The sequence below is a fragment of the Proteus sp. GOKU genome (assembly GCF_015475555.1).
In the GTDB taxonomy this organism is placed as follows: domain Bacteria; phylum Pseudomonadota; class Gammaproteobacteria; order Enterobacterales; family Enterobacteriaceae; genus Proteus; species Proteus mirabilis_B.
This window is the reverse complement of sequence record NZ_CP034105.1, coordinates 1,627,330-1,652,927: the sequence shown is the minus strand read 5'-3', so window position 1 is coordinate 1,652,927 and position 25,598 is coordinate 1,627,330. Positions and strand designations below refer to the sequence as shown.

Annotated in this window: 30 protein-coding genes and 3 pseudogenes; 13 read left to right on the top strand and 20 right to left on the bottom strand. The window is 31.6% G+C overall.

Going from position 1 to position 25,598, the window contains the following annotated elements:
• Positions 1 to 66: 66 nt before the first annotated feature.
• Positions 67 to 348 (bottom strand): DUF5339 domain-containing protein, encoded by a 282-nt coding sequence (locus EHE21_RS07655; protein WP_075672621.1) that lies wholly within the window; start codon positions 346 to 348, stop codon positions 67 to 69.
• A gap of 337 nt (positions 349 to 685) precedes the next feature.
• Between EHE21_RS07655 and EHE21_RS07650 the strand changes: the two genes are divergently transcribed.
• The 3 genes from EHE21_RS07650 (at position 686) to EHE21_RS07640 (ending at position 2,683) form a co-directional block, all read left to right on the top strand.
• The gene (locus tag EHE21_RS07650) at positions 686 to 1,117 is read left to right on the top strand and encodes a hypothetical protein (protein WP_194952317.1); all 432 of its coding nucleotides are present in this window, start codon (positions 686 to 688) and stop codon (positions 1,115 to 1,117) included.
• A 239-nt stretch (positions 1,118 to 1,356) separates the two neighbouring features.
• Positions 1,357 to 2,442 (top strand): YedE family putative selenium transporter, encoded by a 1,086-nt coding sequence (gene yedE, locus EHE21_RS07645; protein WP_194952316.1) that lies wholly within the window; start codon positions 1,357 to 1,359, stop codon positions 2,440 to 2,442.
• The gene (locus EHE21_RS07640) at positions 2,417 to 2,683 is read left to right on the top strand and encodes a putative Se/S carrier-like protein (protein ID WP_194952315.1); all 267 of its coding nucleotides are present in this window, start codon (positions 2,417 to 2,419) and stop codon (positions 2,681 to 2,683) included. Before yedE ends, EHE21_RS07640 begins: the two co-directional genes overlap by 26 nt.
• 208 nt (positions 2,684 to 2,891) lie before the next feature.
• Here the strand turns inward: EHE21_RS07640 and EHE21_RS07635 are convergent, their stop codons facing one another.
• From EHE21_RS07635 to EHE21_RS07620, 4 genes are all read right to left on the bottom strand, one after another.
• The gene (locus tag EHE21_RS07635) at positions 2,892 to 3,113 is read right to left on the bottom strand and encodes a DUF465 domain-containing protein (RefSeq protein ID WP_075672624.1); all 222 of its coding nucleotides are present in this window, start codon (positions 3,111 to 3,113) and stop codon (positions 2,892 to 2,894) included.
• A gap of 247 nt (positions 3,114 to 3,360) precedes the next feature.
• Entirely contained in the window at positions 3,361 to 3,708 is a 348-nt protein-coding gene (locus EHE21_RS07630) for a hypothetical protein (RefSeq protein WP_088495830.1), read from the bottom strand.
• 557 nt (positions 3,709 to 4,265) lie between these two features.
• Positions 4,266 to 4,607: a hypothetical protein gene (locus tag EHE21_RS07625; protein WP_194952314.1), complete on the bottom strand. Its 342-nt coding sequence runs from the start codon at positions 4,605 to 4,607 to the stop codon at positions 4,266 to 4,268.
• A gap of 123 nt (positions 4,608 to 4,730) precedes the next feature.
• Positions 4,731 to 4,886, bottom strand: coding sequence for a hypothetical protein (locus tag EHE21_RS07620; RefSeq protein ID WP_194952313.1), 156 nt, complete (start codon positions 4,884 to 4,886; stop codon positions 4,731 to 4,733).
• A gap of 201 nt (positions 4,887 to 5,087) precedes the next feature.
• Between EHE21_RS07620 and EHE21_RS07615 the strand changes: the two genes are divergently transcribed.
• Positions 5,088 to 5,735, top strand: coding sequence for a hypothetical protein (locus EHE21_RS07615; protein WP_194952312.1), 648 nt, complete (start codon positions 5,088 to 5,090; stop codon positions 5,733 to 5,735).
• Positions 5,736 to 6,000: 265 nt separating this feature from the next.
• Positions 6,001 to 8,094: an autotransporter outer membrane beta-barrel domain-containing protein gene (locus tag EHE21_RS07610; protein ID WP_194952311.1), complete on the top strand. Its 2,094-nt coding sequence runs from the start codon at positions 6,001 to 6,003 to the stop codon at positions 8,092 to 8,094.
• Positions 8,095 to 8,170: 76 nt separating this feature from the next.
• Here the strand turns inward: EHE21_RS07610 and EHE21_RS07605 are convergent, their stop codons facing one another.
• Positions 8,171 to 8,674 (bottom strand): hypothetical protein, encoded by a 504-nt coding sequence (locus EHE21_RS07605; RefSeq protein ID WP_194952310.1) that lies wholly within the window; start codon positions 8,672 to 8,674, stop codon positions 8,171 to 8,173.
• Between the two features lie 254 nt (positions 8,675 to 8,928).
• Here EHE21_RS07605 and EHE21_RS07600 point away from each other — a divergent pair, with 254 nt between their 5' ends.
• Positions 8,929 to 9,324 (top strand): hypothetical protein, encoded by a 396-nt coding sequence (locus tag EHE21_RS07600; protein ID WP_194952309.1) that lies wholly within the window; start codon positions 8,929 to 8,931, stop codon positions 9,322 to 9,324.
• A gap of 353 nt (positions 9,325 to 9,677) precedes the next feature.
• Here EHE21_RS07600 and EHE21_RS07595 read toward each other — a convergent pair whose 3' ends face one another.
• From EHE21_RS07595 to EHE21_RS07580, 4 genes are all read right to left on the bottom strand, one after another.
• Complete coding sequence (locus EHE21_RS07595; protein ID WP_194952308.1) at positions 9,678 to 10,061, bottom strand: YgiW/YdeI family stress tolerance OB fold protein; 384 nt, start codon at positions 10,059 to 10,061, stop codon at positions 9,678 to 9,680.
• Positions 10,062 to 10,662: 601 nt separating this feature from the next.
• Complete coding sequence (locus EHE21_RS07590; RefSeq protein WP_194952307.1) at positions 10,663 to 11,331, bottom strand: hypothetical protein; 669 nt, start codon at positions 11,329 to 11,331, stop codon at positions 10,663 to 10,665.
• A gap of 236 nt (positions 11,332 to 11,567) precedes the next feature.
• Complete coding sequence (locus EHE21_RS07585) at positions 11,568 to 11,807, bottom strand: hypothetical protein (RefSeq protein WP_194952306.1); 240 nt, start codon at positions 11,805 to 11,807, stop codon at positions 11,568 to 11,570.
• A gap of 29 nt (positions 11,808 to 11,836) precedes the next feature.
• Positions 11,837 to 12,337, bottom strand: a complete 501-nt coding sequence (locus EHE21_RS07580) for a hypothetical protein (RefSeq protein WP_194952305.1) — start codon at positions 12,335 to 12,337, stop codon at positions 11,837 to 11,839.
• Positions 12,338 to 12,823: 486 nt separating this feature from the next.
• Here EHE21_RS07580 and EHE21_RS07575 point away from each other — a divergent pair, with 486 nt between their 5' ends.
• Positions 12,824 to 13,123: a hypothetical protein gene (locus tag EHE21_RS07575; RefSeq protein WP_194952304.1), complete on the top strand. Its 300-nt coding sequence runs from the start codon at positions 12,824 to 12,826 to the stop codon at positions 13,121 to 13,123.
• 6 nt (positions 13,124 to 13,129) lie between these two features.
• Here EHE21_RS07575 and EHE21_RS07570 read toward each other — a convergent pair whose 3' ends face one another.
• On the bottom strand, positions 13,130 to 13,525 hold the full coding sequence (locus EHE21_RS07570; protein WP_194952303.1) for a lysis protein: 396 nt from the start codon (positions 13,523 to 13,525) through the stop codon (positions 13,130 to 13,132).
• Positions 13,526 to 13,858: 333 nt separating this feature from the next.
• Between EHE21_RS07570 and EHE21_RS07565 the strand changes: the two genes are divergently transcribed.
• Positions 13,859 to 14,224, top strand: a complete 366-nt coding sequence (locus EHE21_RS07565) for a hypothetical protein (RefSeq protein WP_194952302.1) — start codon at positions 13,859 to 13,861, stop codon at positions 14,222 to 14,224.
• A 29-nt stretch (positions 14,225 to 14,253) separates the two neighbouring features.
• On the opposite strand, the gene EHE21_RS07560 is transcribed toward EHE21_RS07565, so the two are convergent.
• From EHE21_RS07560 to EHE21_RS07540, 5 genes are all read right to left on the bottom strand, one after another.
• Positions 14,254 to 15,222, bottom strand: coding sequence for a DUF4225 domain-containing protein (locus tag EHE21_RS07560; RefSeq protein WP_194952301.1), 969 nt, complete (start codon positions 15,220 to 15,222; stop codon positions 14,254 to 14,256).
• Positions 15,222 to 15,701 (bottom strand): Hcp family type VI secretion system effector, encoded by a 480-nt coding sequence (locus EHE21_RS07555; RefSeq protein WP_036913626.1) that lies wholly within the window; start codon positions 15,699 to 15,701, stop codon positions 15,222 to 15,224. The genes EHE21_RS07560 and EHE21_RS07555 overlap by 1 nt, the downstream gene beginning before the upstream one ends.
• Positions 15,702 to 15,920: 219 nt before the next feature.
• Positions 15,921 to 16,946, bottom strand: a complete 1,026-nt coding sequence (locus tag EHE21_RS07550; protein ID WP_194952300.1) for a DNA-methyltransferase — start codon at positions 16,944 to 16,946, stop codon at positions 15,921 to 15,923.
• A 96-nt stretch (positions 16,947 to 17,042) separates the two neighbouring features.
• Positions 17,043 to 17,426, bottom strand: a complete 384-nt coding sequence (locus EHE21_RS07545) for a hypothetical protein (RefSeq protein ID WP_194952299.1) — start codon at positions 17,424 to 17,426, stop codon at positions 17,043 to 17,045.
• Between the two features lie 187 nt (positions 17,427 to 17,613).
• The gene (locus EHE21_RS07540) at positions 17,614 to 17,856 is read right to left on the bottom strand and encodes a hypothetical protein (protein WP_194952298.1); all 243 of its coding nucleotides are present in this window, start codon (positions 17,854 to 17,856) and stop codon (positions 17,614 to 17,616) included.
• Between the two features lie 126 nt (positions 17,857 to 17,982).
• Here EHE21_RS07540 and EHE21_RS07535 point away from each other — a divergent pair, with 126 nt between their 5' ends.
• Positions 17,983 to 18,174 (top strand): YqaE/Pmp3 family membrane protein, encoded by a 192-nt coding sequence (locus EHE21_RS07535; RefSeq protein ID WP_194952297.1) that lies wholly within the window; start codon positions 17,983 to 17,985, stop codon positions 18,172 to 18,174.
• Positions 18,175 to 18,328: 154 nt separating this feature from the next.
• On the opposite strand, the gene EHE21_RS07530 is transcribed toward EHE21_RS07535, so the two are convergent.
• Both EHE21_RS07530 and EHE21_RS07525 read right to left on the bottom strand, forming a co-directional pair.
• Positions 18,329 to 18,565, bottom strand: coding sequence for a hypothetical protein (locus EHE21_RS07530; RefSeq protein WP_228766748.1), 237 nt, complete (start codon positions 18,563 to 18,565; stop codon positions 18,329 to 18,331).
• 447 nt (positions 18,566 to 19,012) lie between these two features.
• On the bottom strand, positions 19,013 to 19,801 hold the full coding sequence (locus tag EHE21_RS07525) for an abortive infection system antitoxin AbiGi family protein (RefSeq protein ID WP_194952296.1): 789 nt from the start codon (positions 19,799 to 19,801) through the stop codon (positions 19,013 to 19,015).
• Between the two features lie 917 nt (positions 19,802 to 20,718).
• On the opposite strand from EHE21_RS07525, the gene EHE21_RS07520 reads away from it, so the two are divergent.
• The 3 genes and pseudogenes from EHE21_RS07520 to EHE21_RS07510 all read left to right on the top strand — a co-directional run bounded on the left by EHE21_RS07520 (position 20,719) and on the right by EHE21_RS07510 (position 23,497).
• Positions 20,719 to 21,576: a DUF2971 domain-containing protein gene (locus tag EHE21_RS07520; RefSeq protein WP_194952295.1), complete on the top strand. Its 858-nt coding sequence runs from the start codon at positions 20,719 to 20,721 to the stop codon at positions 21,574 to 21,576.
• 184 nt (positions 21,577 to 21,760) lie between these two features.
• Positions 21,761 to 22,257, top strand: a pseudogene (locus EHE21_RS07515) (integrase).
• Between the two features lie 199 nt (positions 22,258 to 22,456).
• Positions 22,457 to 23,497: a hypothetical protein gene (locus EHE21_RS07510; protein WP_194952294.1), complete on the top strand. Its 1,041-nt coding sequence runs from the start codon at positions 22,457 to 22,459 to the stop codon at positions 23,495 to 23,497.
• 196 nt (positions 23,498 to 23,693) lie between these two features.
• Here the strand turns inward: EHE21_RS07510 and EHE21_RS07505 are convergent, their stop codons facing one another.
• Entirely contained in the window at positions 23,694 to 24,152 is a 459-nt protein-coding gene (locus tag EHE21_RS07505) for an Hsp20 family protein (protein WP_194952293.1), read from the bottom strand.
• Positions 24,153 to 24,689: 537 nt separating this feature from the next.
• On the opposite strand from EHE21_RS07505, the pseudogene EHE21_RS07495 reads away from it, so the two are divergent.
• Positions 24,690 to 25,004, top strand: a pseudogene (locus tag EHE21_RS07495) (tyrosine-type recombinase/integrase); the annotation flags it as partial.
• A 109-nt stretch (positions 25,005 to 25,113) separates the two neighbouring features.
• On the opposite strand, the pseudogene EHE21_RS07490 reads toward EHE21_RS07495, so the two are convergent.
• Positions 25,114 to 25,281 (bottom strand): annotated as a pseudogene (locus tag EHE21_RS07490) (isocitrate/isopropylmalate family dehydrogenase); the annotation flags it as partial.
• Between the last annotated feature and the right edge of the window lie 317 nt (positions 25,282 to 25,598).

The window sequence follows — 25,598 nt, the reverse complement described above, 5'->3', positions numbered from 1 at the left end:
TGTTTTTTACTCAAAAAAAGCCTTATAACAATTGAAGTTATAAGGCTTATAGCAACAAAATAAATTTTATTGAGCTGCTGACATTTTTTTCATTTGCTCTAAAGAATCTAAAGCTTGTTTACAAGTACTTTCTTGAACATCTTTAGGTAATGCTGCAAATTGTTCTTTAGCTTGAGCATATTGCGCTTTCATCGCTTCTGCTTGAGCTTTAGTTGCATCGTTTTTTGCCATTAACTCAACATAAGAGTCAGTTTCTTTAAAATAATCTTCACATGCTTTAGATAAATCAGCAGAAACAGCGATAGAAGAAATTGATAATAGACCCAATGCTAGAATAAGCTTTTTCATAAATATCCTTTAAGTATTTTTAACAGTTAGAAAGTAACTTCCATTATTTTTCTTAAGTCAGCATTATCTCAAATAAAAACAAAAGAGGGATAAGTATTATCTTAATTAAAAAATAAAATATCATCTAATAATGATTAAAATAACAAACAAAATCAAAATATGATAATTGAAATTAGCCTGCTATTTTCAGAATTATTTAACATATTGATTTATTATTCTTAAATAAATATATTATTCTTACTCACTAGTAATTTGATTTTTATAGTAATACTACTATTTGTATATCGATAATACACGCTATAATCAAATTATCTCCACTGACTAATATAGGTAGAAAATGGCAATTGATAGAATCGACTGGCACGCTTATGGTGATTTTCCTGATGACCTACCACCTGAAAATGGAGGTATACATATAGGATTCTATTTGACTTGGATTATTGAAAACAATTTAGAAAGTGAAGATCTACAAGAAGATGCAATTGAAGAGTTAGAAATGGTACGTAAAAGAGAAATGGATGGTCTTGCATTTCTTATCCAAGTTTGCGACGAAAAATTTATTAGTGATGATTTGAGTGATGAAGGATATGCTTTTACACAACATTATTACGAATCAGAAAATAATAACTATTTCGAAGATTTCGAGCGTGTTCTAGCTCAGGGGCTCTCTTCTTCATATTACGTTGAAAACTCATGGGATAATTATGACAAAATTGCACCAGTAATTACAAATGCATATAAAAAATGGAAAAAAGAGATAAATAATTAAATTAACCGACTTATAAAAGTCAACTTCCATCCTTCATTATTAGCAATAAGTTATTTAAATAATAATTAACTTATTGCCAATTAAATTAACACTCTTAAATTGTAAAACTTAATATTATTTATTTTATTAATTTTGACGTGATCTATATAAAAGAATCATACGTTATTCTTATATATAGTTGCTCCGTACTTAATAGGTTCTATTAGTCAGGGGGACTCCCCCATCAACGGAGGCATTTAATGTCTATAAAATGGGTTTTAATTCTATCTGGATTTGTTATTGGTGCTATCGCGTTACTTCTCGGCATTAACGGAAACCCACCTAATATGGGTGTGTGTGTGGCTTGTTTTATTCGCGATAGCGCAGGAGGTATGGGCTTACATCACACCGAAACAGTTCAATATCTTCGCCCTGAAATATTCGGTTTTATTCTTGGCTCTTTTGTTGCAGCTCTTATCTTCAAAGAATTTCAATCAAAAGCAGGCTCTGCACCTATTATTCGTTTTACACTAGGCTTTCTAATGATGGCAGGCTGTTTAGTTTTTTTAGGGTGCCCATTAAGAATGGTACTTCGTATCGGTGCCGGTGATTTGAATGCTGTAATAGGATTAGTTGGATTAATAATAGGGATCGGCATAGGTAGCTTATTTGTTAAAAAAGGATTTTCTCTCCCAAGAAATTATCGCCAATCCCCTATAGAAGGTTTTATTTTACCTATTATATGTGTATTCCTATTTGCTTTATTCTTATGGAACAGTGATATATTCAATGCCAGTGTAAAAGGCCCTGGAGCAAGTCATGCGCCAGTGTGGATGTCTATTATCGCAGGACTTATTATTGGTTTTATTATTCAGCGCACAAGATTCTGCTTTATTGGAATGGCAAAGCATGTATTTTTATCACGTAACTATAATATGGCGTTTGGTGTAATCGCATTAACACTTGTTGTTTTTTTAGGTAATCTTTATTTAGGCAAGTTTAACCTTGGTTTTGAAAATCAACCTATAGCCCACAGCGATGGACTATGGAATTTTCTCTCTATGGTACTTGTAGGCTTATGTGGTGTTCTCATTACGGGTTGCCCATTACGACAACTAGCTAATGCTGGTCAAGGTAACTCAGACGCTGCTGTAAGCGTCATGGGTATGTTAGTAGGAGCCGCTTTTGCTCATAACTTCTCTTATGCCTCAAGTCCTGCTGGTGTTACGGATAATGGTAAACTAGTTGTTGTTATTGGTTTATTGTTTGCTGTCATTGTTGCTGCTATTTATACCTATGCTGTAAATAAAGCAAAAGATAATGGAATTAGCAAAAATGATGCATAACTACTTATTTCTTTTTCATGAACAATATGCTGTAAAAAAACTTCAGCAACAACTCCAACAAGATAATTTGTCCTCAAAAATTATTGATGCACCACGAAAAATATCATCAGAATGTGAGTTAGCTGTGTCTACTTATTTTTCTGACGAAAATATTTATAAACATTATATTAATGATAATGTTAGAGCTGTTTATAAAATAAACTTACATCATTTTGATGTGCTTTGGAAAGACGAATTTTGACATAATACATAACTAAATTATCATTATTATTTTTAGAACCTAGACAGTTAAAAGGCTACAATGTAGCCTTTTTTATAAATAAAACCATTTGGTTTATATAATTTTTCATTCAAAAATAAACTGTTTTTCTAAAAACGAAAAACCATCCCTTTTTAGTTGGATGGTTTCTGCATCTTTATGTATTTATAGAGTAATTATTTTTTATTACTCACTCTTCTTCCGGTGGATTTTTGAGGATTTGATGAATTTCCTCTTTCAGTTTTAATTTTTGTTTTTTTAGCTCAACAACTTCTTCACCATATCCTCTTCTGTCTTTATGCTCTAATCTAACAATTTTATGGTCAAGTTCGTTATGTTGTTCAAAAAGAGCACGAAAATGAGGATCAGTTTGGCGAAGTTTTGAAATTAAATCACGATATTCTGGAAACATAAATAGCTACCTTCCTTATTAATTGTGAGTTAAATGCTCTTATGATATTTACCCAAACCGACCTGCCTGTCATTGTCTTTATGTTAAAAACAAGACCAATATCAATTAATATTTTTAATTTTTAAAATAACTTAACATTTTTATATTAGTGTACTCTTAACATAGTTATAAATTTCAATGCATAAGAATATATATAAAATGTAAATCTACTTAGTCTAAAAATTATAAAATAATGATAAATACTTATTTAATTTGTCTCTTCAAACCAAACATCTTCATATCCTTCTCTATCAATAATAAAATTATACCCTTCTGGTAAATAAAGGTAATTTATTACTTCAGGTAGCAGTTCTTCCAAATGTTCTGTATGTAATGGTTGATAAAAATCATTTCTTGCACAATATTTCTCACAATAAAAAAACCAACTTATAGTATCGCCTTCTGATTGTTTTATACGAGTTCCATAAATAGGATTACCACTTAAGTTATCTAGAGCAATCGCGACCATTTCTTCAGGTTCTTGAGGTGAAACATCATATTTTTCACACATTATTTTTTGTTGTTCTGTAATAAATAATTTATTGTTTTTATTCATGTTACATCTTCAATTTTACAAGGAATACTCGATAAAAGAGTTTATTAATTCTTGATTATAATCAGCTTATCGTTATCTACCAAGTATTGATAAAGAGAACATCGCCTATCTATTCACATAGCAAAAAGTAAAAAAACAAGTGGATCTACAAAAGCCCGATTGACAAAAAAGAATGAAAAAACGTCAATTTGTCTTAAAACTGGACGACATAAGGTGCAAAAGCACTTTTTACTAAAAAAAAAGCATTTATTGTTAATTTATAAAATGAAAATTCACTACATTTATAGCGATCTCTAATAGTTTTTTTATACCCATCTATTCGAGTCACTAAGCCCAATGCCGCCACATTGGGCTTTTTTATTAAAAATCATTATTGATATCATTTTTCATTACAACAGATCCAAGTCTCTTTAACTCTATTTAACTGTTTTTTCAGACTAAAATTATTTAATCCCATGTCACTTAATCAGTTTCAACGAGTACATACATCAGACTGTTATTAATCAATAGCTGTTTTTTTGTTCACATCTATCTCAGCTTGTTTCATTAAGCTAATATCACTTAAATAATAATGGTGAAGCAAGTAGCCCTACAACTATAGAAACTAAGCCATGCAGTATTAAGGCTATTTTAACTCTCACTATATTAACGTATTCATTTTTACGATTATCTAACCATTCATTTAATGCAATAAAAAAACAGATAAAACAATAGAACCCAGCACCCAAAATAATAAAAGCCGCTGTTATGGCTCTGGATAAGCTTGACCAACCACCTGAATTAGAATGTGAGCTTAGTTCATTGTAGATAAGTAATCCTGCAACAACCAATCCTCCCACCCAAAATGCCATTAATATTCCCTTTCCCACCACTTTATTTTCAGTTTTATTAGTATCCATACTTATTACCTTAAAATTTAACATGCATAAATTATAATCTATTATTACTGTTACTATTCTATTTTATAGTATAAATAATAAAATAATGATGCCGACTAAATTCCTTCTCGTCGGCATTAGTAGCTATTTATTAGATGAAATATCTTGCTCTTGTAATTTAGAAAGTGCTAATTCCTTCATCCAATCTGCAAGTAGTGGTGCTGTTTTTATTGAATCCAATAATGCACGTTCTTTTTTTGTTAAACGAATAACTATAACTTCTGTTTTCATTGTAGACATAATAATTCCCCATTTGTAAAAGAGAAAATATTGGCATAAAACAGTAACAGAACGGTCTGACTTACAGGGTTTTACAAAATCATCATTTAAAGATGACTGGCAGTGCGCTATCGATAGGATATTTGCGATATAGTTCGTTGTTTATTTCTAGGAAAAACATTAACATATTCATGATGACTAAAAAATAGATAGGTATCATTCATGTTTCTAAACCCTAAAAGAACCGTAAAAGCCGATGTAAGAAAAAGAAACTCAATTTTTCCTGGTTTAGGAACTACATACAGAATTAGTCTTTCTGATGATGGCCCATCACCACAAGAAATTCAAAAAATAGAGTTTAATAAATTTGTAGATAAAGCTGTTGATGAAGTTTCTACAATGATTGGTTGTTTTGAAAGATCAGAGAAAAAAAGTAAAAGCCCTAACTCTGACAAACCATTGCATTTTGAAAAATTAAACGGTGAATTTCTTAGGCTTACCGTATCATTTTTTCAAATTATTCAAGAAATTAAATATTCTGGTGACACCAGTCAACATGCAAAGAATAGAATTACCACCTCATTATTTGGTATAACTCGCTGGTTAGATAATAAATATCCATCATGGAATAGTGAAAGAGCTGAAGTAGAAAGAAATGGTAAAGAAATTGAAAAAAGAGTTAAAAAAGAATTCAAAGCAAAAAGGTTTTATAAAACAAAATTTGCCATTTTAGCCGTTGCCACTTTGTGGGTCCCTTTTATTTTTTGCTGGTTTTCTCTACAAAAAAAGTATCCTAAATGGTTTAAAGTCATCAGTTTCTTATGGGCTATATTTACTGCTATCTTAGTATACAAAGCACCTAAAATATAATAGCTAGCTATTATATTACTCTCTTATCTTTATCTTATGGTGTTTTTTAAAATAAAAAACACCATAAGCCAAATAACTCACCTAAGATATATTATTCTATATAATAAATAATTATATTTTTCTTTAATAGAGTTCACCTTAAGAAAGATTATATTCTAAATGTATTTTTTTAAGGTTATTTAAATTGATAAATAAAGCAAACAATATGATCATTAAGAATAATTTAATAGTTATTTCACAATAAAAAATAAAAAGGTCATTTTTTATGCTACTGAATAAACATTTTAGTAAAAATATTATTACTATAAGTATATTATCTTTCTTAGCGGGTTCAGTTTATGCCAAAGAAAATAGTACAACGGGCAATCATCTCTTTAATAATGAAATTACATCTAATTCAACTTATAGCAATAAAACAAATCTTTATATAGATAATAACCATAAAATTCAAAATATTATTCTTGAAGATGAGTCAGTATTACGAATGAATGGTGACAGCCTAGCAATAGGTACAATTGTTAAAGATGATGCCAATATTAGTATGTATGATCATGGTATAAAAGACGTGGGTATTCCCACGATTAAAGATACTGTAGTAACAGGTACAAGTAATATTGATATGAACGCAAATTCATCATCTATAGGTAAATTATTTATAGATAAAAGTGCCGAATTATATATTGATAACATTGATACTGAAACTACTGATGTATCCAAAAATGATCCTGTTCCTTCAGCTAACATCTTTATAGAAAATTTAACACTAGCAGGTAAAACGTATATTGTACCTTCATGGAACGAAATTTATGGTGATGATGGTGATGCCCCGAGACAAGAAAAACCAGGCCCAGAATTAATCACTCATATTAACAATTTAGAGATGCAAGCTGGTAGCCAACTTGAAATGGATTATTATGCTTCTGGCATGCAATTTAATCGACTTGAATTAAAAACACTCACTGGTGAAGGTACTTTTATTTTAACTAGCCGCTTAGCCGACGGTTTGAGCGATAATATTTATATTTCAGATCATGCAACTGGACATTTTGGATTAAAAATAAATGATAGCGGAGAGGAGATCTCTGATCCTAAAAATGTTCAATTAGTTTATGTAAATAGTGGTGATGCTAGTTTTAATTTATTAAATAAAGGCGGTAATGTTGAAGTTGGTGTTTGGAAATATAAGCTAAATAGTAAAACTAATGATGGTCATACAGAGTGGTATCTTGTAGGTGGAAAAGATGGTGAATCGGATATCTCTAAACAGCCTGATACTTCTAAACAACCTGATACTCCTAAACAGCCTGATACTTCTAAACAGCCTGATACTTCTAAACAGCCTGATACCTCTAAACAGCCTGATACCTCTAAACAGCCTGATACCTCTAAACAGCCTGATACCTCTAAACAGCCTGATACCTCTAAACAGCCAAGTGTGAGTCAGCCTATATTAAGTAATAGTGCTCAAGCCGTTATTAATATGGCTTCAGCACCACAGCATATATTGAGTATTGAAACGAGTACTTTACGCCAAAGAATGGGGTTCTTACGTGAAAATACGAATGATCTAGGTGTATGGGTTCGATACTTAAATGATAATTCTCATTTTAACGATAAAGGCTATAGTCAATTCCATTCTAATTTAAATGGAATGCAAATTGGTATAGATAAGAAAATAGCCATAAATAATGATCAATTACTATTTGGTTTAATAACTTCTTATACTAAGAGTAAGATCAAATCCGAAAATATTAATAATGGTGATATTAATAGCTATGGCGGTGGTATCTATTTAACATGGCTTAATTACTCAGGTTTTTATGTGGATTCTTTATTTAAGATGAATCACCTTAATAATGAAATCAACACTAATATGAATGAAGGAAATAGAGTTAAAGGAAATTACAATCAAAATACGGTTACAGCATCGACAGAAATAGGCTACCCTATTGAAATTTCAAATGAATTGCTACTTACACCATATAACCAGATCCTTTATTCTCATATTGGTAAGTCACATTATGTATTAGATAATGGTATGAAAGTAAATATCCACGATGCTGATAGCTTAAAAGGTGCATTTGGAGCCACATTAGAGAGTAATTTACTGATTGCAAACCACAATGTTAAGCCTTACATAAAAGCAGCAATATCTCGTGAATTTATTAAAAATAATACAGTAGAGATTAATAACATATCATTTGATAGTCATTATTCTGGGAATGTGGGTAAGTACGGCGTTGGTTTGACAACAAATATAGGTAATGATGCTCTTTTTTATACCGAAATAAACTATCAAAATGGTAATAAAATAGAAACTCCAATATATGCAACAGTAGGATTTAGAATGAACTTTTAATAATTTTATTTCCCATTTTAAAAAATCAACAAATAAAAACCTCATTAAATAATGAGGTTTTTATTTCGGTTTTATATTAGTATGTTTTTGCTGATATTAACTCAAAACCTAACATGTTTGTTTTCTTCAAAATTACTGCATTTCCAGTTTCATAAATATTACCGTGAACAATTTTAGCACAAACCTTTATTTCACCTTCATTTTCATCATTTACTTTTATACCAGAACATGATCTGCTTCCTTCTACGTATAAATAACTGGATTTGTAACTGCTTATCTCTCCACCAGTAAAATAAACGATACTAGAAAGTATAAAGTATTCACTAATAAATATAATAATAAATAATGCTAAAGGAAACATTAATAAATTTTTTACTGTCTTATTAAAAGTTGCTTTCTTATATATGAAAAAAAAGCAGACTAGTGAGCCAATAGCAGAGATCCCCAATGCTATTTTAATCGATATATTTGAAATTATAACGTACTCTTTAACCTCAAATTTCCAATAGAAGAATACAGTTATAATAAATAAAATTGCAAATGTGTAACTGAATAACTGAGAATAAGAATATTTTTTCATGCCAGTCCCAATCTATTTATTTTGAAGAAAACAACAATTATATTATATAATAGCCATGCCACCCTAAAATATTCAATTTAAAAACCATCAACTAACACTATTAATAACACCAAAAGTTAATTTTACACGATTTTACTCTACTGAGTTAGTGGTAACACTATATAACATAGCTTTATTAGTATCATTTTTTAATTATACTGCTACTATTACAATAATTTTTTACTTGGAGATACAAAATCAATAAGGACCTTACTATGTATAATCCCCCTTCTCCACGTTATGAAACAGCTGTTGCAATCGAACAATTAGCCACAGATTTGAATTTACCCAATGAACGTTGGATGCAAGATTGGGCTTATATTGTCTCGATCCCTCAGCATATAGATAAATATATTTCACATTATAAAAAACTATCTGATGATGACCAAAAGTTCACACTAATGATGCTTATACTGCAAGCACTAGAAGAGCAAGACACTCATATTGATAAATATAAATCAGAAGTTAGCACATTATTACAGCAAGAATACCCTCTACATGCATATACTATTTTTCATTGGTGTAGCTTTGATAATGAAGATCTAAGTGATTGTTGGGAAATTACACCAATGATGCGAGAAATATTTTTATCAAGGAATGCTCTTAAATAACATTATTAGTTTTAATTTTGTGCTGTATATTTGACGATGAAATTTTGTAATTAAAAGATATCGACGTAGATATCGCAATCAATATGTTATATCACGATTAACTGGTAGCTATTTATAATAGCGCTGCAACTTTATTAACACTATCTAAAATTTTAGAAATTGAATCTTGTTGAGATATAACATAATTATAAAGTAATAAAATCGAGTCACGATAAATAAAGGATATAGCAATTAAGATTATTATAAATAAATAACTAATCGGATCTTTTAATAGTCTCATTATTACACTCCCTTTTATTTTTTGTAATTTCTATTAAAATCAAGGTCATGCTTTGCACGACCTTGATTAGTTGTTATTGCCCTACTAGAGATATTCTACCTACGTTTATTTCATCTTGAACTAGGTGGTTATCAACTCTGCCTTCTATCCGAATTTTTGTATCAGATGAGACATTAAGTCCATTCCACTTATCATTATCAATTTTTACACGGATACTTCCAGAATCATCTTTAAATTCATAGACGTTATGGTTAATATTTCTAACAATAAATCCCTCAATAATTATTGTGCTATTATTTGGGAGATTATCTACATTTGATATACTAGTAACAGATGTTGATTGTGAAACAAATCCACCACTATTTGCTTGGTGATTTTCATTATAATTAGCCATTGCATTAAAGGATAAACTTAACACTGCTGCACTTAACACTCCAACCATTAATAATTTTTTCATAAATCCTCCTAGGGAGTAATAATTATTTATTAAGGCTTTTTGTTAGTCCTTACTTGTGTTTCTGATTAAAGTATAAGTATGGAGTCAACTCCAGAGTCAATTAAAAAAAATACTATTTGCAAAAAAAAACAATTAAAAATAAAACCTGACAATTAGATAAACTAATTTTAAATAATATAAACCAATAGGTATTAATACGTATTAAAAATAACATTATTTTAATGAATTAAAATTTAATTTCATTTTTATTTATCAAAATAATGCTGAGAGTTTAATTAATGTTTTTTATTTCAAACATTCTTCTCCAATGTAATTCTGCAACCATTTAATTATTTACTCTAACTCTGTAATTCGCTTTCGGAATAACCAATAATTTCTGATAATGGTGTTAGCATGAGTAAACCTATCAATGTCTTATCTAAGCCAATTATCCCAATATATTGAAAATAAACCCAATAAGTGATCTACCAATGCTGATTTAAAAGACTCAGAAAGCATGGAAGATATACCGGAGTATCAATTTCCGCTACTCGCTCAAAGCAAACAGCCAAGAGTCGTTGTACTCTTTTAAGTCTAAGTAAATATAAATGATGACCAGCGTTTACTCTGTCGGTTCATCTACTGGCTCTAATCTATTCACATTTATCCATCCATGCGCATCACCGTATCCAACCAATAACCAATCATTATTATCTCCATCAACTGGTTTTGTCGCTCTCATCCCATTGATTTGAAGAATATCGCCGGGTACTACAAACCAATTATTATGGCGACATTGCTCTGTCGGAGCTGCGTGAAAATAGGCTCTTCCTTTCCCTATTACACGCCATTTTGGTGACTGTGCGATGAAGGGTTGCAGTCGGATAGTATTCAAAATTTGATGACATTCTTCCTCTTTTTTGAGGCATGACTGCATTCTTTGCCCTTGAGAATGATTGAACGTTAAGGCCTCACTGGTGCTTACATCTTCCAGTTGATTTCTTTTCAGATCATATGAAACCCACCCCAACATGCCTGCACCAGGAGATTCATTAGATGGTTTTTGGCTTTTATCAGAAAGCTGAATTATCAGTTCGTCTCCCTCACGCCTATCAATGAAAAGATCAAGCTTATCTGTAGTGACACGCTCCGCTCGAATTAACGCATGGTTACTACTGGCGATTAACTTAATTAACTCTTGACGACAATCAAATAATTCTCCTGAATAGCTGGCAGTCATAGTGCCATCGTCATCAACATCATCAATTGCCATTGATGGAAAAGACGCCAAGCTCAGATTAAGGTAAATAATCGACATTAGAAAACGCATACAAATTCCTTGTTGCTTACTAAAAAAGCCTACATTAATTAATTCCGTTAATATTATATTAATATTCCACTTTTTGAATAGTTAATACGGTAATTGTAAGCGATTCACTATTATTAGGTAAAAATAGGCATTAGTGATAATGAGGAGTTATTTGAAAGTGGGAGCTAAGAGACCACTTAGCTAAAGTGGCTTTGGACTTATTTTAAAATAACACGTAGCTCGTTTTCATTAACTTTAATTTTTCTGGTTATTTTATCCATTTCATTCTCTTCCCCCGTTGTCACACTAATGGTTGATATTTGGCCTGCAAATAAAACCTCAGCAAGTGCAGGTTTTTCCTCTTCATTTAATGCAGCTACCTGGCTAATATTGAGTTTTAGCTGTTTGAGTTTTTGATCCATCATTGCATGTAAATAGTGAAATAAAAAAAACCGCATTAAGCGGGTGTTCACAATGGTATTTAACTTTATTGTGTTAGGGAATCAATATAGTCAAAAAGAAATTGAGCGTCTATTTCGTTTAATTTTTTAAAATATGCGGTTTTTCTTTTTTCAAAAGCATCACCTTTATGAGGCCATTTATTACACCAATAATCTATATTGGTATTTTTCTTGAACCATTGCTTTTGGTATTCATGTTCGTTGACCAGTTTATAAAGTTCTTTTTTTGTCTGGCCTCTAGTTCTTGTTGCAGAAATTATGAAATTACAATTTTCTCCAATTAACTCTTCTACTGCTTTTTTTATAATTTTTTCGTTGTCACCACCTGTGGATATCCCTATTTTTAAACCTTTTTTCTCAAAAATAGCTATTTCGTCATTTTTAGCAAAAGGTTTTTTTTTCGGTTCTAAACAAACAGAATAGCTTTTATCTGATCCTAATTTTCTAATCAATTGAATTAGTGTTTGTGTTTTACCACGCTTACTTGCACCAAAAACACGTAACATTAATTTCTTTTCAAGTTTCATTATGAAAATTCCATTGTGAATAATAAATTATGATATACGTGCTGAATGTAATTAATACAAGTTACTACATCACATTCTTATGAATATTAAGAAAAATTTCTGTAGAAAATAATGGAACGTAAAATATGTTGATGAACAAAAAACCCCCACAAATCAACATTTATTATTTATATATTTAAAAATCAATAGGTTGATTAAGTAGTGATGATATTGAAATAAAATGAAAAAATTTGGCGTTTTCCGCGAAGCCCCCGCCCCGCGGGAAGGGAGGCTATTGGGAGTACCTTTTAAAAATAATCCTAATGTTACTACATGATTTTTTATTTAATTATAAAATAATTTAAAAACTTCATTAATATGACAATTAATAATTATAATTTATTAAGTTTATAATAAATAAATTTAAAATACCAAAATAAAACAATTGAAACAATAAAAATCTTCAAGTTTAATTACCATATATCAATAAAAAATCGGAAGTTATAAATGAGCAAAGTAAAGAAAAACGAAAGGCAATTTGAACCTAATGATTTCGAACCAAATAGGATAAAAATAAAGTTATCTTGTTTAGCTTTTTTAGGATATTTTATTTTACTATTCATTGGAGTTTATATAGAAAATAATCATAAAGAGTTATCATTATATTTTATAGTTGGAGCCTTAGCTTTAGCCAACTACGCCATATCAAACTATCCAAACCCTTCAAAAAAAATAATTATTATGGGAGCGTTTTTTCAATTTATAGCAGTACTGACACCAATCCTATACACATTTGCAACTACATAAAAATAACTATTTTATATTAATATACTCCTGCAATCCCTTAATCATTCTTTCCGACTCGGAAATTCTTTCTCTAAGTAGCCAATAATTTCGGAGAGCGGTGTCAGTAGGTCTGGTGGGGATTGCATCATCCATGCTGGAGGCGGAATTTGTAGTGATACGGGAGGAGCACTCGGCTCTGATATACACCCGCTTAGGGTTATGCTCAGCCAGAATGCGCAACCTATCAATTTCCTTTTTCGCATTAACTAATTCCTTAGTGTGTTTAATATCTAGCTGATTTAATAGAGTTACCCGTTTTTGATAATTGTAATTTATATTTACTAGCCCTTTTAAACAACTGGTTAGCTCCCTATTAGCATCGTTTAATCTATTGAGTTTTTTTGATTGTTCATTTACAGCCATCAGTAATAATAACTATCATCATAGTAGCGATATAAAATTTCCAATTCATTATTGATTAATACCTATGATGAGTAATAGCACGTTGACAGCGTTTAGCTAAACTCGCATCATAATAGGATTTGTATTTTATTCTTTCCAAATAACTAATAAGACTTAAGGCTATAGTAATGGCACTCGTGCTACTTAATACAATTGATTTTCGTTTTAATTGCACTTAAAATCCTTTTTATTAAAAAGTATCACTTCATAAATATAATTAAATCTTATAATTCAACTTTATATTTAATTATGTTATTATTGAATATAAAGATATAATTTAGAGATAAAAACATAATGAAAAAATTCGATATAGATAAAATAATGAACAACTTATCGGACAAAGATATAAAAAAAATAAATCAAACTTATAACAACCAAGCCAATAAAGAAGAAAGTTTTAAAAAATGGTTTTTTGACACATTTATCTTTGATCGTATTTTATTTGAAGGATTATTTATTTCACTTACTATAGTTTTCATTTGCATAATTACATCAGGCTCCACACCTCATCTATTCTATTCATTCTTAGTTTTAGTTTTTATTTACTTCACCATGAGTTTAGTAATTACTATCTATGATTGTATTAAGAATAAAATATCACTAATTTTATTCTTTAGAGTAAAGAAAATTGCAGTAACGACCTATATAATGAAAAAATGATCTGTTTTTAATTAGAGCATTAATCTAATTTATTGAATATTTTCAATAGCTGATTCTTCGTTATTATATTTTTTCAATATTAGGATAAGTTTTCCCATATTATAGCCTAAAGTAGTGAGTAATATAGGATTGCTATGAACACTAAATTTTCGCTTAAAATCTAATGAACTCCAACGAAATAAGCGAGTACCTTTGCTGGTAAACAACCGATCAAAATGTGTTGCTCTATAAGTTCTCCCGCCCATCGTGACAGGTAAATGAATAATACGATTAGGTGAATCATATTTAGCAAAAGCAGCGAATCCATTATATACGCTAACAGTCATATCAATAACATCATAACCTATCTCACCATGGCTCTCATTCAAACCTAAAAATTCAAATCCTTTCTGAATTCTCTCTTTAACGGGATCTCCACCAAAATTAATATCGCCATCTGTAAATTCATACACTATATCTGATACACCGTCAAAAACCTTACCTCCACCGAGAGATAAACCAATAATCCCAGCACCTTGCATCTCTTTATTTTTAATTTTACGGCCTGTTTTAAAACTTAAATATCCAAAAGCACTTTGTATTCCTCCTCCTATAATAGTTTGACTACCTTTAAGATAAAAATACCATCCCGTTCCAGAAAAAGTTTTAGTTAGTTCATAAACCTCTTTGCTTCGTTTTCTTAATTGAGAATAAGCAGACATTTCAGTTTCATACTCAGTTTCTATTTCATCGAGATACTGCATTATTTCTGGCAGATAACCCACACCAAATGCCTCTTTTGCTTTTTCTCTAAAGCTGTTAACACGATTATGTCTTTCTCTATGATTATATATAGCACGATAAAAATCAGCTCGAATTAACCTTACAACTTCTGCTATTTCACTTCTATATCCTTGTTTACAGTAATCATCTGTAAGTAGGTATCTTGCGGATACTTCGGATAATCTTTTAATATCATTAGCATATCTTTCAAATTTTTCTTCAAAACTAAAAAACATTAAAATACCCTTTCATCCCAAATACTATAAGAACTTGTTCCTGCGGTTACATGTTCCCATGTTATTGACTTAAACCGTATTGATAATGACTCTTCGGGTTGAACTTCATTATGTGTTATAGAATTAGGATAGAAACAACTAATATTTACTATTGAAGCATCCGTTAATTTTATTTTGTAATATAACTCCAATCCACTATTACCGGATGTTCTATAAAAGAAAAATTCACATGTTAATAACTCATTAGAGACCAATGATTGAGATAATAATGGGGATGCCTTATCAATTGTCTTACGTATATCTATTGGTTGAAAACTTACATTTTGATGCATTGAAAGATTTGATGAAAATTCATAAACTAAAATTTCATCTTCATGACCAGATTGATATTTATTACCAATGGAATCAAATGTAGAACACCCTTTTGAAATTAAACCCTGATTATTTCCATTTAATTTTAAATAAATAATATTTGCCAATTTATATATCTCCATTTATAGAAAATGATAATCCATCATTTAATAGACATCTAATAAAGAAAATCTAAAGCCCATTTAATTAAGAATTATTTAACAATAAAATATTACTTACTATATAAATAACTGGATAATATTCAATTGTTTTATTGCGTTATTAAAATTAAAAACATTTAAATTACTCTTAGGGAAAATAACTCTTATTAAGAAGTTATTTATATTTTATATATTTCTTAAATAATTATTTATCTCCTCTTTCGTCATATCAAATCTCTCCTTCTCTAACTCTACTCCCAGCACTTTTCTATTCAATTTTAATCCCGCTTTTATCGTTGCCCCTGATCCCATAAAGAAATCAGCCACTAAATCACCTTCACGACTGCTAGAGCGAATAATATGTTCCATCATATCTGATGGTTTCTCGCAAGGGTGCTTGCCGGGGTAATATTGCACGGGAGGATATGTCCATACGTCAGTGTAAGGTACATCAGCCGTAACAAAAAAAGGACGCTTCAATAATCCGTATTCTTCAACCAATGCTTGATAACGTATCTGAGAAACTTTATGTTCTGACAGCAAATCATCATAGGTACGTAATAACGGTGATAATTGATCAATATGCGTAGCTCGTTGTGAAAATAATATTTGTAACTTTTGATAGTCATCCCTTAATGGTAATTGCCACTGACTGCGACCAAACCAATGATTTGCCATTTTCTTTCCTGTTACTTTATTTATTTGTTTAACGCTAACCTGTAATGCTGATCGTGCATCGATAAAATAATCCATAAGAGGTTTAAATACTTGTTGTTTGAGTTCACGACACTTTATAACAAACCCAGCCCCTTTCGCTTGTACAGGTCTTTGATAATGCTCTGCAAACAATATTCGCTCTGTCGAAGGAAAAAATGCACGTAGGCTTTCTTTATTCTGGCGTCGCCAAGGACCAGAAGGTTTAGCCCAAATAATATGGCTTAGCATACTAAATCGCCCTTTTACTAATAATTCAATATCAGAGGCAAGCTTAGAGCTACAAAATAAATACAAGCTTCCATTCGGTTTCAATACTCGCCAAAACTCAGTTAATACGTCATCTACCCACGCTAAATATTCAGCTTCATTTACCCACTGATTATCCCATGCACAAGATTTAACCCTAAAATAAGGGGGTTCAGTCACTATCAAATCAATACAATTCTCTGGTAACGCTTTCAGCACAACCAATGCGTCATTATTATATAATTGCATCTACATCTTTTATTGAGGTAAAAAAAAGCCAGAAATTATCAAACTTCTGACTTGTATTTATATTTAACATAAAAGAGTGCAAAAACAGGTAATAATTTATAGCTCTTTTATTGGATATGTTTTTTCTGTTTTAGAACCATCACTATAAATTTCAGAAATCGTAATATCCCCGCCATTTACAGAATATTTCACAATACTATCTAAAGGATCGTCTCTCCATCGCCCCGAACTATCAGCATTGTTTGATGCCCAAATGACCTTTTCACCGTTTAGTTTACATTTAATAGCCCAGCGACTGTTATCGACTGAACGAATGTAATGAACATAAGCAATGCCGTTTTCAATAGTATCTAATTGCATAATCTTATGATCTCGACCAAACATGGTTGCCGCAGACGCTTTACAGACTTGCCCTACATCGACATTTTGTGCAAACACAGAAGAACTAAACAGTAGTGATAATAGTAATATTTTTTTCACAAGCCCAATCTCTAATTTAAGATAAGTAATTATGTATATCGTCAATTAATCGAAAAACTTTATCTTAAATTTTTATTTATAATAATATATTATTCAATCTTATCTTTATTTACGACTCATCAAGTATAAACTCATCTTTTATGCAAGAAAAATATAAACTGATATCTTTTGTTATAACATAAAGTATTTAAATAGCCTTCTTACTTGTTCGCTTATAAAAATTATTTTGTCTTAAAATTAATCCTGCCATTTCCAATTGAGTTAATAAAAATTCGCAACTTTCATAACTGAGTTTAGATTCACTTACGATTTCTATTATATTCTTATCTGTACTCTGTGGCATCATTTCTAATATATCACATGCTTGATTTGTGAAATTTGCCGTATTCAGCGTCAAATCAATATTTAATTTACCTAATGCTCCCACCATAAATTCAATCCTTAGTATTAACACTACAAAAGCAAACTTTCACCTTGAATAAATGCAATATTCCTTGTTATTTGCTATTGGTTTAATTATTGATAAACTGACATTTCTAATAATAGAGGGGGTTTTATGAGACTTATTCTGGCGTTATTACTACCTTGGTTACAATTTTTCACGATTGGTCGCCCATTTGCTGGCATCTTCTGCCTTATCCTACAAATCACCTTAATTGGGTGGATCCCTGCGACTATCTGGTCAGTTTATGCCCTTTCTCAATACAATACGGATAAAAAAATTGAGAAAATGTCTCGCGGTGGTTAACGATTAAGCCCCACTCACGTGGGGCTATCGATTAGCTAATACACTATCAGTGACATTACCCCACACCCTTCTTCCGTAATTTTCTTCTTTCACATCGGCATAAAATCCATCAATTCAGGCGGAGACGTTTTCGGATTTCTTGTGTATTTTTACGTCAATAAGATTCAATCGCCACCAGCAATGGGTCACCTGCACCATTAATCTTTTGTGTACCGATTCGATATTGCTTTTTCCCTTCAGGAGATGTCGTGCAAATTAATTGTGTCAGTTGTTGAGTTTCACCATCAGCCGTATGGATATTCGCCGTTAAAATGATAGAGGTATTCATTTCACTGTCTGTTTCTGAGGCATAGTGAAGACTAAACTGTAATTCGTTTATTTCTTTTGACATAACATTTACCGATTTATTTTAGTTAATAAGATGCCGACTCACAGCTCTTGTGTGAACGGTATAAGTAGGTGTTGATTCTGTGGTCGGCGTAGACGGAAAGGCTACAAAGTAACCTTATTTAATTTAGGGTTGAATATATTAATGAGAATAATTATCATTACATGTGTATCGAATTGACAGGTTTAATACGAATTAGTGCGACATGACTTACATTGCTTCTTGCGTTTATTTTATATGCCGATATGACTCCTAGCGTATCGGCATTTTTTTATTGTGTGGTGTATGATTTCATATTAACAACTTAGATATAGATGATCGGATTCGACCTAATACTGCGATGATTTAAGGCTAAAGCTAATCAAACAGTCCACACAGTGCCAAGAGCGAACAAGTATTAACAACGTTTGTAGATAAAAGTTTAAAGATTTTATCCAAGATAAATATACGTCAAAAATCATCAATTACTTGAGTTGTTATTAACACTTTCGTCATAACCAAGGCGAAGTCTTTTTCATCAAGAATTGATTGTAATTTTTTTATTATTTTATGACTCATGACATCATCCTTAATGAAAATATATCTCACATCATCTAATGAAAAGTTCAATTGAGAGGCTGTATTTTGAACTATTGAATTATTTGCCTCGGTTTTCCAGTTAGTATTTGAGAGAACTTTTCTTATTGGAATAATATCTGATTCTATGCTGGGGATGTAACGCCACTCATGTTCATTTGCAAAGCGATAATTTTTTATCAATGGTTTGTTATTTCTAATTAAATCTCCTTCATAATTTTTCATGTACCTCATTGTATTAATGAAATCATTATATCGTTCTAACTCCATTTTATATTCATGATAAGAGCCATCTGATTTTAGATGCATCATAGAGTCTCTAAACTCACGTAACCTCATATCTAGACGATCAAAAAGCGAGCAATTCTTGCTAATGTAACTAACAGGATTTAATCCTTTACTGATTGCCCAATCTTTACTAAGGGCAATGCCATACTTTCCATACTTTGTTATATGTTCATTCAACTGAGAAAGGCGAATGTCACAAAATGAAACCATGGGGATACCAAATGTTCTAGTCGCATCCGTCCCAATTATTTCTTCCTTTGCATACGAAACTTTAAAAAACCTACTCACTAATATGTTAATTAAAACATTAGAGCGTCTCGTAAAATGACATACTACACTGGGGAATAAACTACGTTCTAATTTACCTTTGCTCATATGTACTCTGAAACCTCTATAAGATAAGTATTCATAAACTAATTCATTGATATTTATGACTGAACCTCATAAAGAATAAATGAATTTTAAATTTATATCCATGGTTGAGTTTTTACTACATTATGGTTAATAATCACACCAATACTTGTGAATGAAATATGAATACCTTGTAATTTTGTCAATAAAAAGTGTATTAACTTCGACAAATTTAAAAAATTATTCCATTGTTCATGTAAGCCTGTTGCTTTGCGTACGATTTAATGTAAGCAGTTGGACATTGTTAATCATATTATATGTTTGTTGATGAAGAGTGTATTAAACCTGAGCCAAGATAGCTATCCATAGAGTCTGTTAGTACGGGCGGTGTGAGACAATTGCAATGAACTATATGGTTCTTGATAGGGATTTTGATAACAAAATTGGTAAACTAGAGCCTGCTCTATTGGCATATATAAAAATTCTCGGTAACTTTCTTTCCGCTGATTAACACACCACAATTTAATTAATGACATTATCAGCAATTAGAACAACTACCAACTTCTGCTCCTCGCTCAAATTAGTCTCTTGAGTTCTGTTTACAGGCAGTTTAGTGCCAAGAGCGGACGTTTAAATATTTTGCCTATATTTTATCGATAACGCTTATTAGACGGATTAATCCATAATTGTAGTAAATGTAAATACCTACTGTACCATAACCTATTGTCAGGTATAAAAAAGCGATGTAGTGTTCTACCTATTAAATTTACAAAGGCAGAAAAGTCCGTGTTTGAATATGGGCCTTACCGCCGAACAAGCGTTATATCTTAAATCTGGATTCGTACAACCGATGAGTCTGAGATCTATTTACACACATCAATAATGTAATCATTTTCAAATAAACTTGAAGAAACTAAAACAGACTGTCAAAAGGTAAAGCTATGTCGTTGATTTATAAATATAGAAAGCTATATAACTCTGATACTATGGAGTTGGATAAATACACGTTAGATATATTGATAAATGATCGAATATTTTTTTCAAAGGTGAACAATTTTAATGATCCGTATGACTTTTTACCCACAATAAATTTAGACCCTGAGAGAATCGAACGATTTTGTAATGAAGTATTACCGGTTGAAGTTGGAGAACGCTTTAAGAAAGCGATGGCTTTAACTTCTGAGCAAGAATTTATAAAACAGCTCATTGAAAGTCTTAGAGATAATTTAGCAGTATTCTGTGCTACAAGAGATCATAAAAATTTTTTAATGTGGTCTCATTACGGTGATAATCATAAAGGAATATGTATTGCAATAAAAACATATAAAAATACCGAAAATAATGACGCGTTGCATGTGGAAACAGACCAGTTTAAAAAAATCAGAAATAGGAGTAATGAGACATACTTTCCATTGTTTCCAGTACAGTATCGTAATATGCGGCCATCACAATTCGATTATGTAGAAAATGCTAATAATAACAAAGTGCTAGAATTCATGTTGACCAAGTCAAAAGTTTGGGAGTATGAAGATGAAGTTCGTGCAGTTATGCAGATATCTAATACAGATACCCAGTTAGTAAAATTAAAGCAAAACCAAATTGCTGAAGTATTTATCGGCAGTCAAGTACCGGAAGAAATAAAAAATAAGTTAATTGAAAAGCTTGAAGGTAAAAACATCATTATTAACGAAATGAGGTTATCTCCAACTACTTATGATTTAAAAACAATCGAGATAATAACAAAGTTAGATTATGAAAGTATTTTGAAGCTAGTTAAATATGGTATCGAAGACACATAACAAACAATTCAAGAGTGATTTAGGACACTTGGCATTTTTGGTTTAGGTTGATTTCAATGTTTACAGTATTCAAATTGAGTTTCGTGGTTGCGTGTTTCACGCCTTAATTGGCGTTAATGTCCGCTCTTCGCTCCTTTCGGGATAACAATCATAATTAAATCTTTACATCATAGGAGATTTAATTATGTCTAAGTCACCGTGGAATAAAAATCGTATCATTGGGCAAAAACGACCGCTTAAAATATCTCATATCTGGGGAATCCGTATTAGACTAGAGTTAGAAGGGAAAATTCGCGACTTAGCTTTGTTTAATTTAGCCTTGGATAGTAAACTTCGAGGCTGTGATCTCGTTAAGTTGAAGGTATCAGATGTTGCATATGGCAGTTCAGTCTCCAGCAGAGCAACAGTGTTACAACAAAAGACTGGTAGTCCTGTCCAATTTGAGCTGACTAAAGGAACTAGAAATTCCGTTGCTGCATGGATAAGAATGGCTCACTTGCATAGTGCGGACTATATTTTCCAATCCCGAGTAGGTTCTGCTCAGCATATCTCTACCAGAAAACAAAGAACCTTCACGTAATTCAGCTATTACTTGGGCATAAAAAACTGGAAAGCACGGTTCGTTACCTTGGCATTGAAGTCGATGATGCATTGGAGATTTCTGAGTCAATTGAAGTATAAATCTATCAGGGCTGTTTATCAGCCCTGTGCCAGCAGCAGACATTACTGACAACATGTTGGATTTGTAAGTTGGGAAAACGTTACTGAATCCATATTAATTAAATAATAGCCAATCCAAGTTTCACCAGGTATTGTTATACAATACTTAAAATTTTGTAGTCAAAATTGACAATAAATCTAATTTTCAAGGAAAGACATTATGACTTGGGTCGTTGGAGGAAACTGTTTTAATGGTTTTGTTTGCGTGGCAGATATTCAGGCAACAATAATAAAGTCCAATGGACAAACTCATTATTATAACTGTGTGCAAAAAATACACAAAGTTACTGATAATCTCTGTGTAGCTTTTAGTGGTGATATACGTTCAGGCTTTAAAATAGTTGATTTCCTTAGAGAGAACATTGCCTATAACTTCAAGGAAGGTGAATATTTTGATATTGACGGGCAATCCCAAAACTTAATTAACATATTAAAATACGCTTATAATGATGCGAATCCGAAAAATAAACCTAATGTAGAACTAATGTTTTTGTGGAATTCCCAGGAAGGGGATGGCTATTTATATCGTCCATTCTGCATGAAGTTTAAATCCCCTAATTTTACCATGAACTCAACTGCAATGCCTGGGCTTGCCCAATCGGGAAGTGGAATGAATAATTCTACTTTCCAAGCCATTATCTCTTTCCTGCAAGGAAAGAAACTATCTACAATTGAGTATAACAGGCTATTTTCAAAGGTTGATGTTGCTCCAAGTATCATTACCCTAAAAAATTTTAAAAATATACTATTGAATGAGGCATCAAAAGTTTCTCAGCCAGGTATAAGTAAAAGCCTGATCTCTTTTGAATCAGAAATACCTTATAAAGACATCTTTGATAAACAACAAAGTAGAAGTCTAAAAGAAGTATTTATTACTTTGGGAGTAAGTCCTACTAAAATGGAGACGCTGAATTATAACTCTTTTATTACAATGATTTCTAAATCGGATATACAAAGGCGACTAACTGATATAGAAAACAACAACTTATTCTTGTTTAATTCTATTAAAACAATGCTTTCGAAGGCTAAAGAGTCGATAAATATACAGCCAATAATAGAACTTCCACCAATTGTCTTTGACCAACATGTAAGCTCCGAAGAGGAGATTCATTCAAGCCAACTCATATCTACGTGGCCTAAACTTAAACAATTTTTGGGTACAAAAGGTATCTGCGTGTCAGCTATTCAGGCAATAGCGTGAATGAACATATGCTTTTTTCTTATTTTTTAATCGTAACATCTGCAATTCGCTCAAACCAGACAACCTGCTCTAATTGTGTTCGACTTACAAACCTTGTGAACTCAACTTTGAATTAGTGAAATTTAAACCCCTCACAAAAACAATTAAGGCTACACATTATGCGTAGCCTTAATCTTATTTACGTTATCTAACTCAATTATCTTTTGTCTTTATTTTCTATCGCTATTGTTTGCCGTTTTTCTTCTTCCGGTAATTCATACTCAATAGCAATAGTCAGAAGTCCACTTGATAAATCGGCTTTATCTATTTTAACATTTTTACCGAGGTCAAACTGCAATGTAAATTGCCCTTGAGATATGCCTCGGTGGAGCCATTTATCATTGTCTTCTTCTGATTTTTCTTCTATTTTCCCTTCAATCAATAAACGACTTCCTTTTAATGAAACCGATAAATCATTTTCTTGATATCCAGGCACACTTACTGTCAGTTCATAATGGTTATCATCAATCTGTTTCAAGTTATAAGTCTGTACAGGTGATGCAATGGGCTTACTGCCTGTTAACTGACTAAACAGGCGATCTATCTGATCAAAACGATTTGAAAGTAAGTTGTCAGATAATGTTGGGAATAATGAAAAAGGTTTAATGTTAGGCATATAACTCCTCCTTCAGTATTTAGTGAATTATGGGCGGTATCTTATTTACCCAAAATATAAATATGAACGAGCAAGTATTTTTCAAGGCCAAAATCTAAATTTTTTACCTTTAACCAATATGAGATTGTAGATAGCAAAAAACTCCGCCGAAGCGAGGTTTTGTATATTCAACTATTTAATACTTAACTCATTTGAGCTGTCATCACACTTTTGTAAAAGATACATTTTGCGCCGTGTGGATTGTTCACTATGACATCAAACTGTGATGTTCTATATTGTGAACAACGACACCTTGGGCATTTAAAATAGAGGCGAATAGTAATAGCGCCTTTAGAGAGCCACCACGTTGCCTGCTGCTAGACCTTTCATACCATTTTCCATGGTGAATGAAACTTGTTGGCCTTCCGCTAATTACTATCTAATCTCAAACGAAAACTAATAGTGTCTAGCATCCCATTGACTCGATTTTTATGAGCAAACTCAGCAACCCACCGCTGATGAATTGCGAATATGGCTATCAATCTCTCCTTAAAGGATGTTGTTGCTCAATGTCGTGACGCGGTTGTGAGTAAATATCTCGTGCATTATCGGCATACCACCGCACAAGCGAAACGAGGCGAACAAGTCACACCAAATACATTAACCACAACGTTTAAAAAAGCGCGAGATAAATGTGGGTTAACTTGGGAAAAAGGTACTGCACCAACTTTCCATGAACAACGTTCTTTATCAGAACGACTTTATCGTGAGCAAGGAATTAATACACAAAAATTATTGGGGCATAAAACACAAAATATGACTGATAAATACCACGACGATAGAGGCAAAGAATGGCAAATTATTGCTGTTTAATTGAGCAGTTTTGGGGAAGAGTTTTGGGGATATTTTGGGGAAGAATTTTATAGTACAAAAAATAAACGGGAACTAATAAGCTCCCGTTAACTATTTATCAAATCAACAATTACATGTGTTTGATAATTGCGTCACCAAACTCGCTACATTTCAGCAGTTTAGCGCCTTCTAACTGACGTTCAAAATCATAAGTGACAGTCTTAGCGGCAATCGCGCCTTCCATACCTTTAATGATTAAGTCAGCGGCTTCTGTCCAACCCATGTGGCGTAACATTATATAAATCCACCATCATTAACTATTTGTTTATTAAAGTATATTTACTCTTCAAAGACCTAAAAGACGATAGTTATGTCTTTTTATAACCAATTGATTACCATAATACTTTTATTGGTTTTGATAACCACATATTAGGTATACAACTGAGTTTTAATAAACAATTAACGTAAGATAAAGCCTCATATGGGGCTATAGAAAACTATATATTAGATATATAAATTCTAATAAATCTAAGTTTTGGCGTCAAAACAGGTCGAAATGGATTGATCAAAGAGTTAAGCGCAATGAATGCCTCAGGTGTTAATCATATTGGCTTA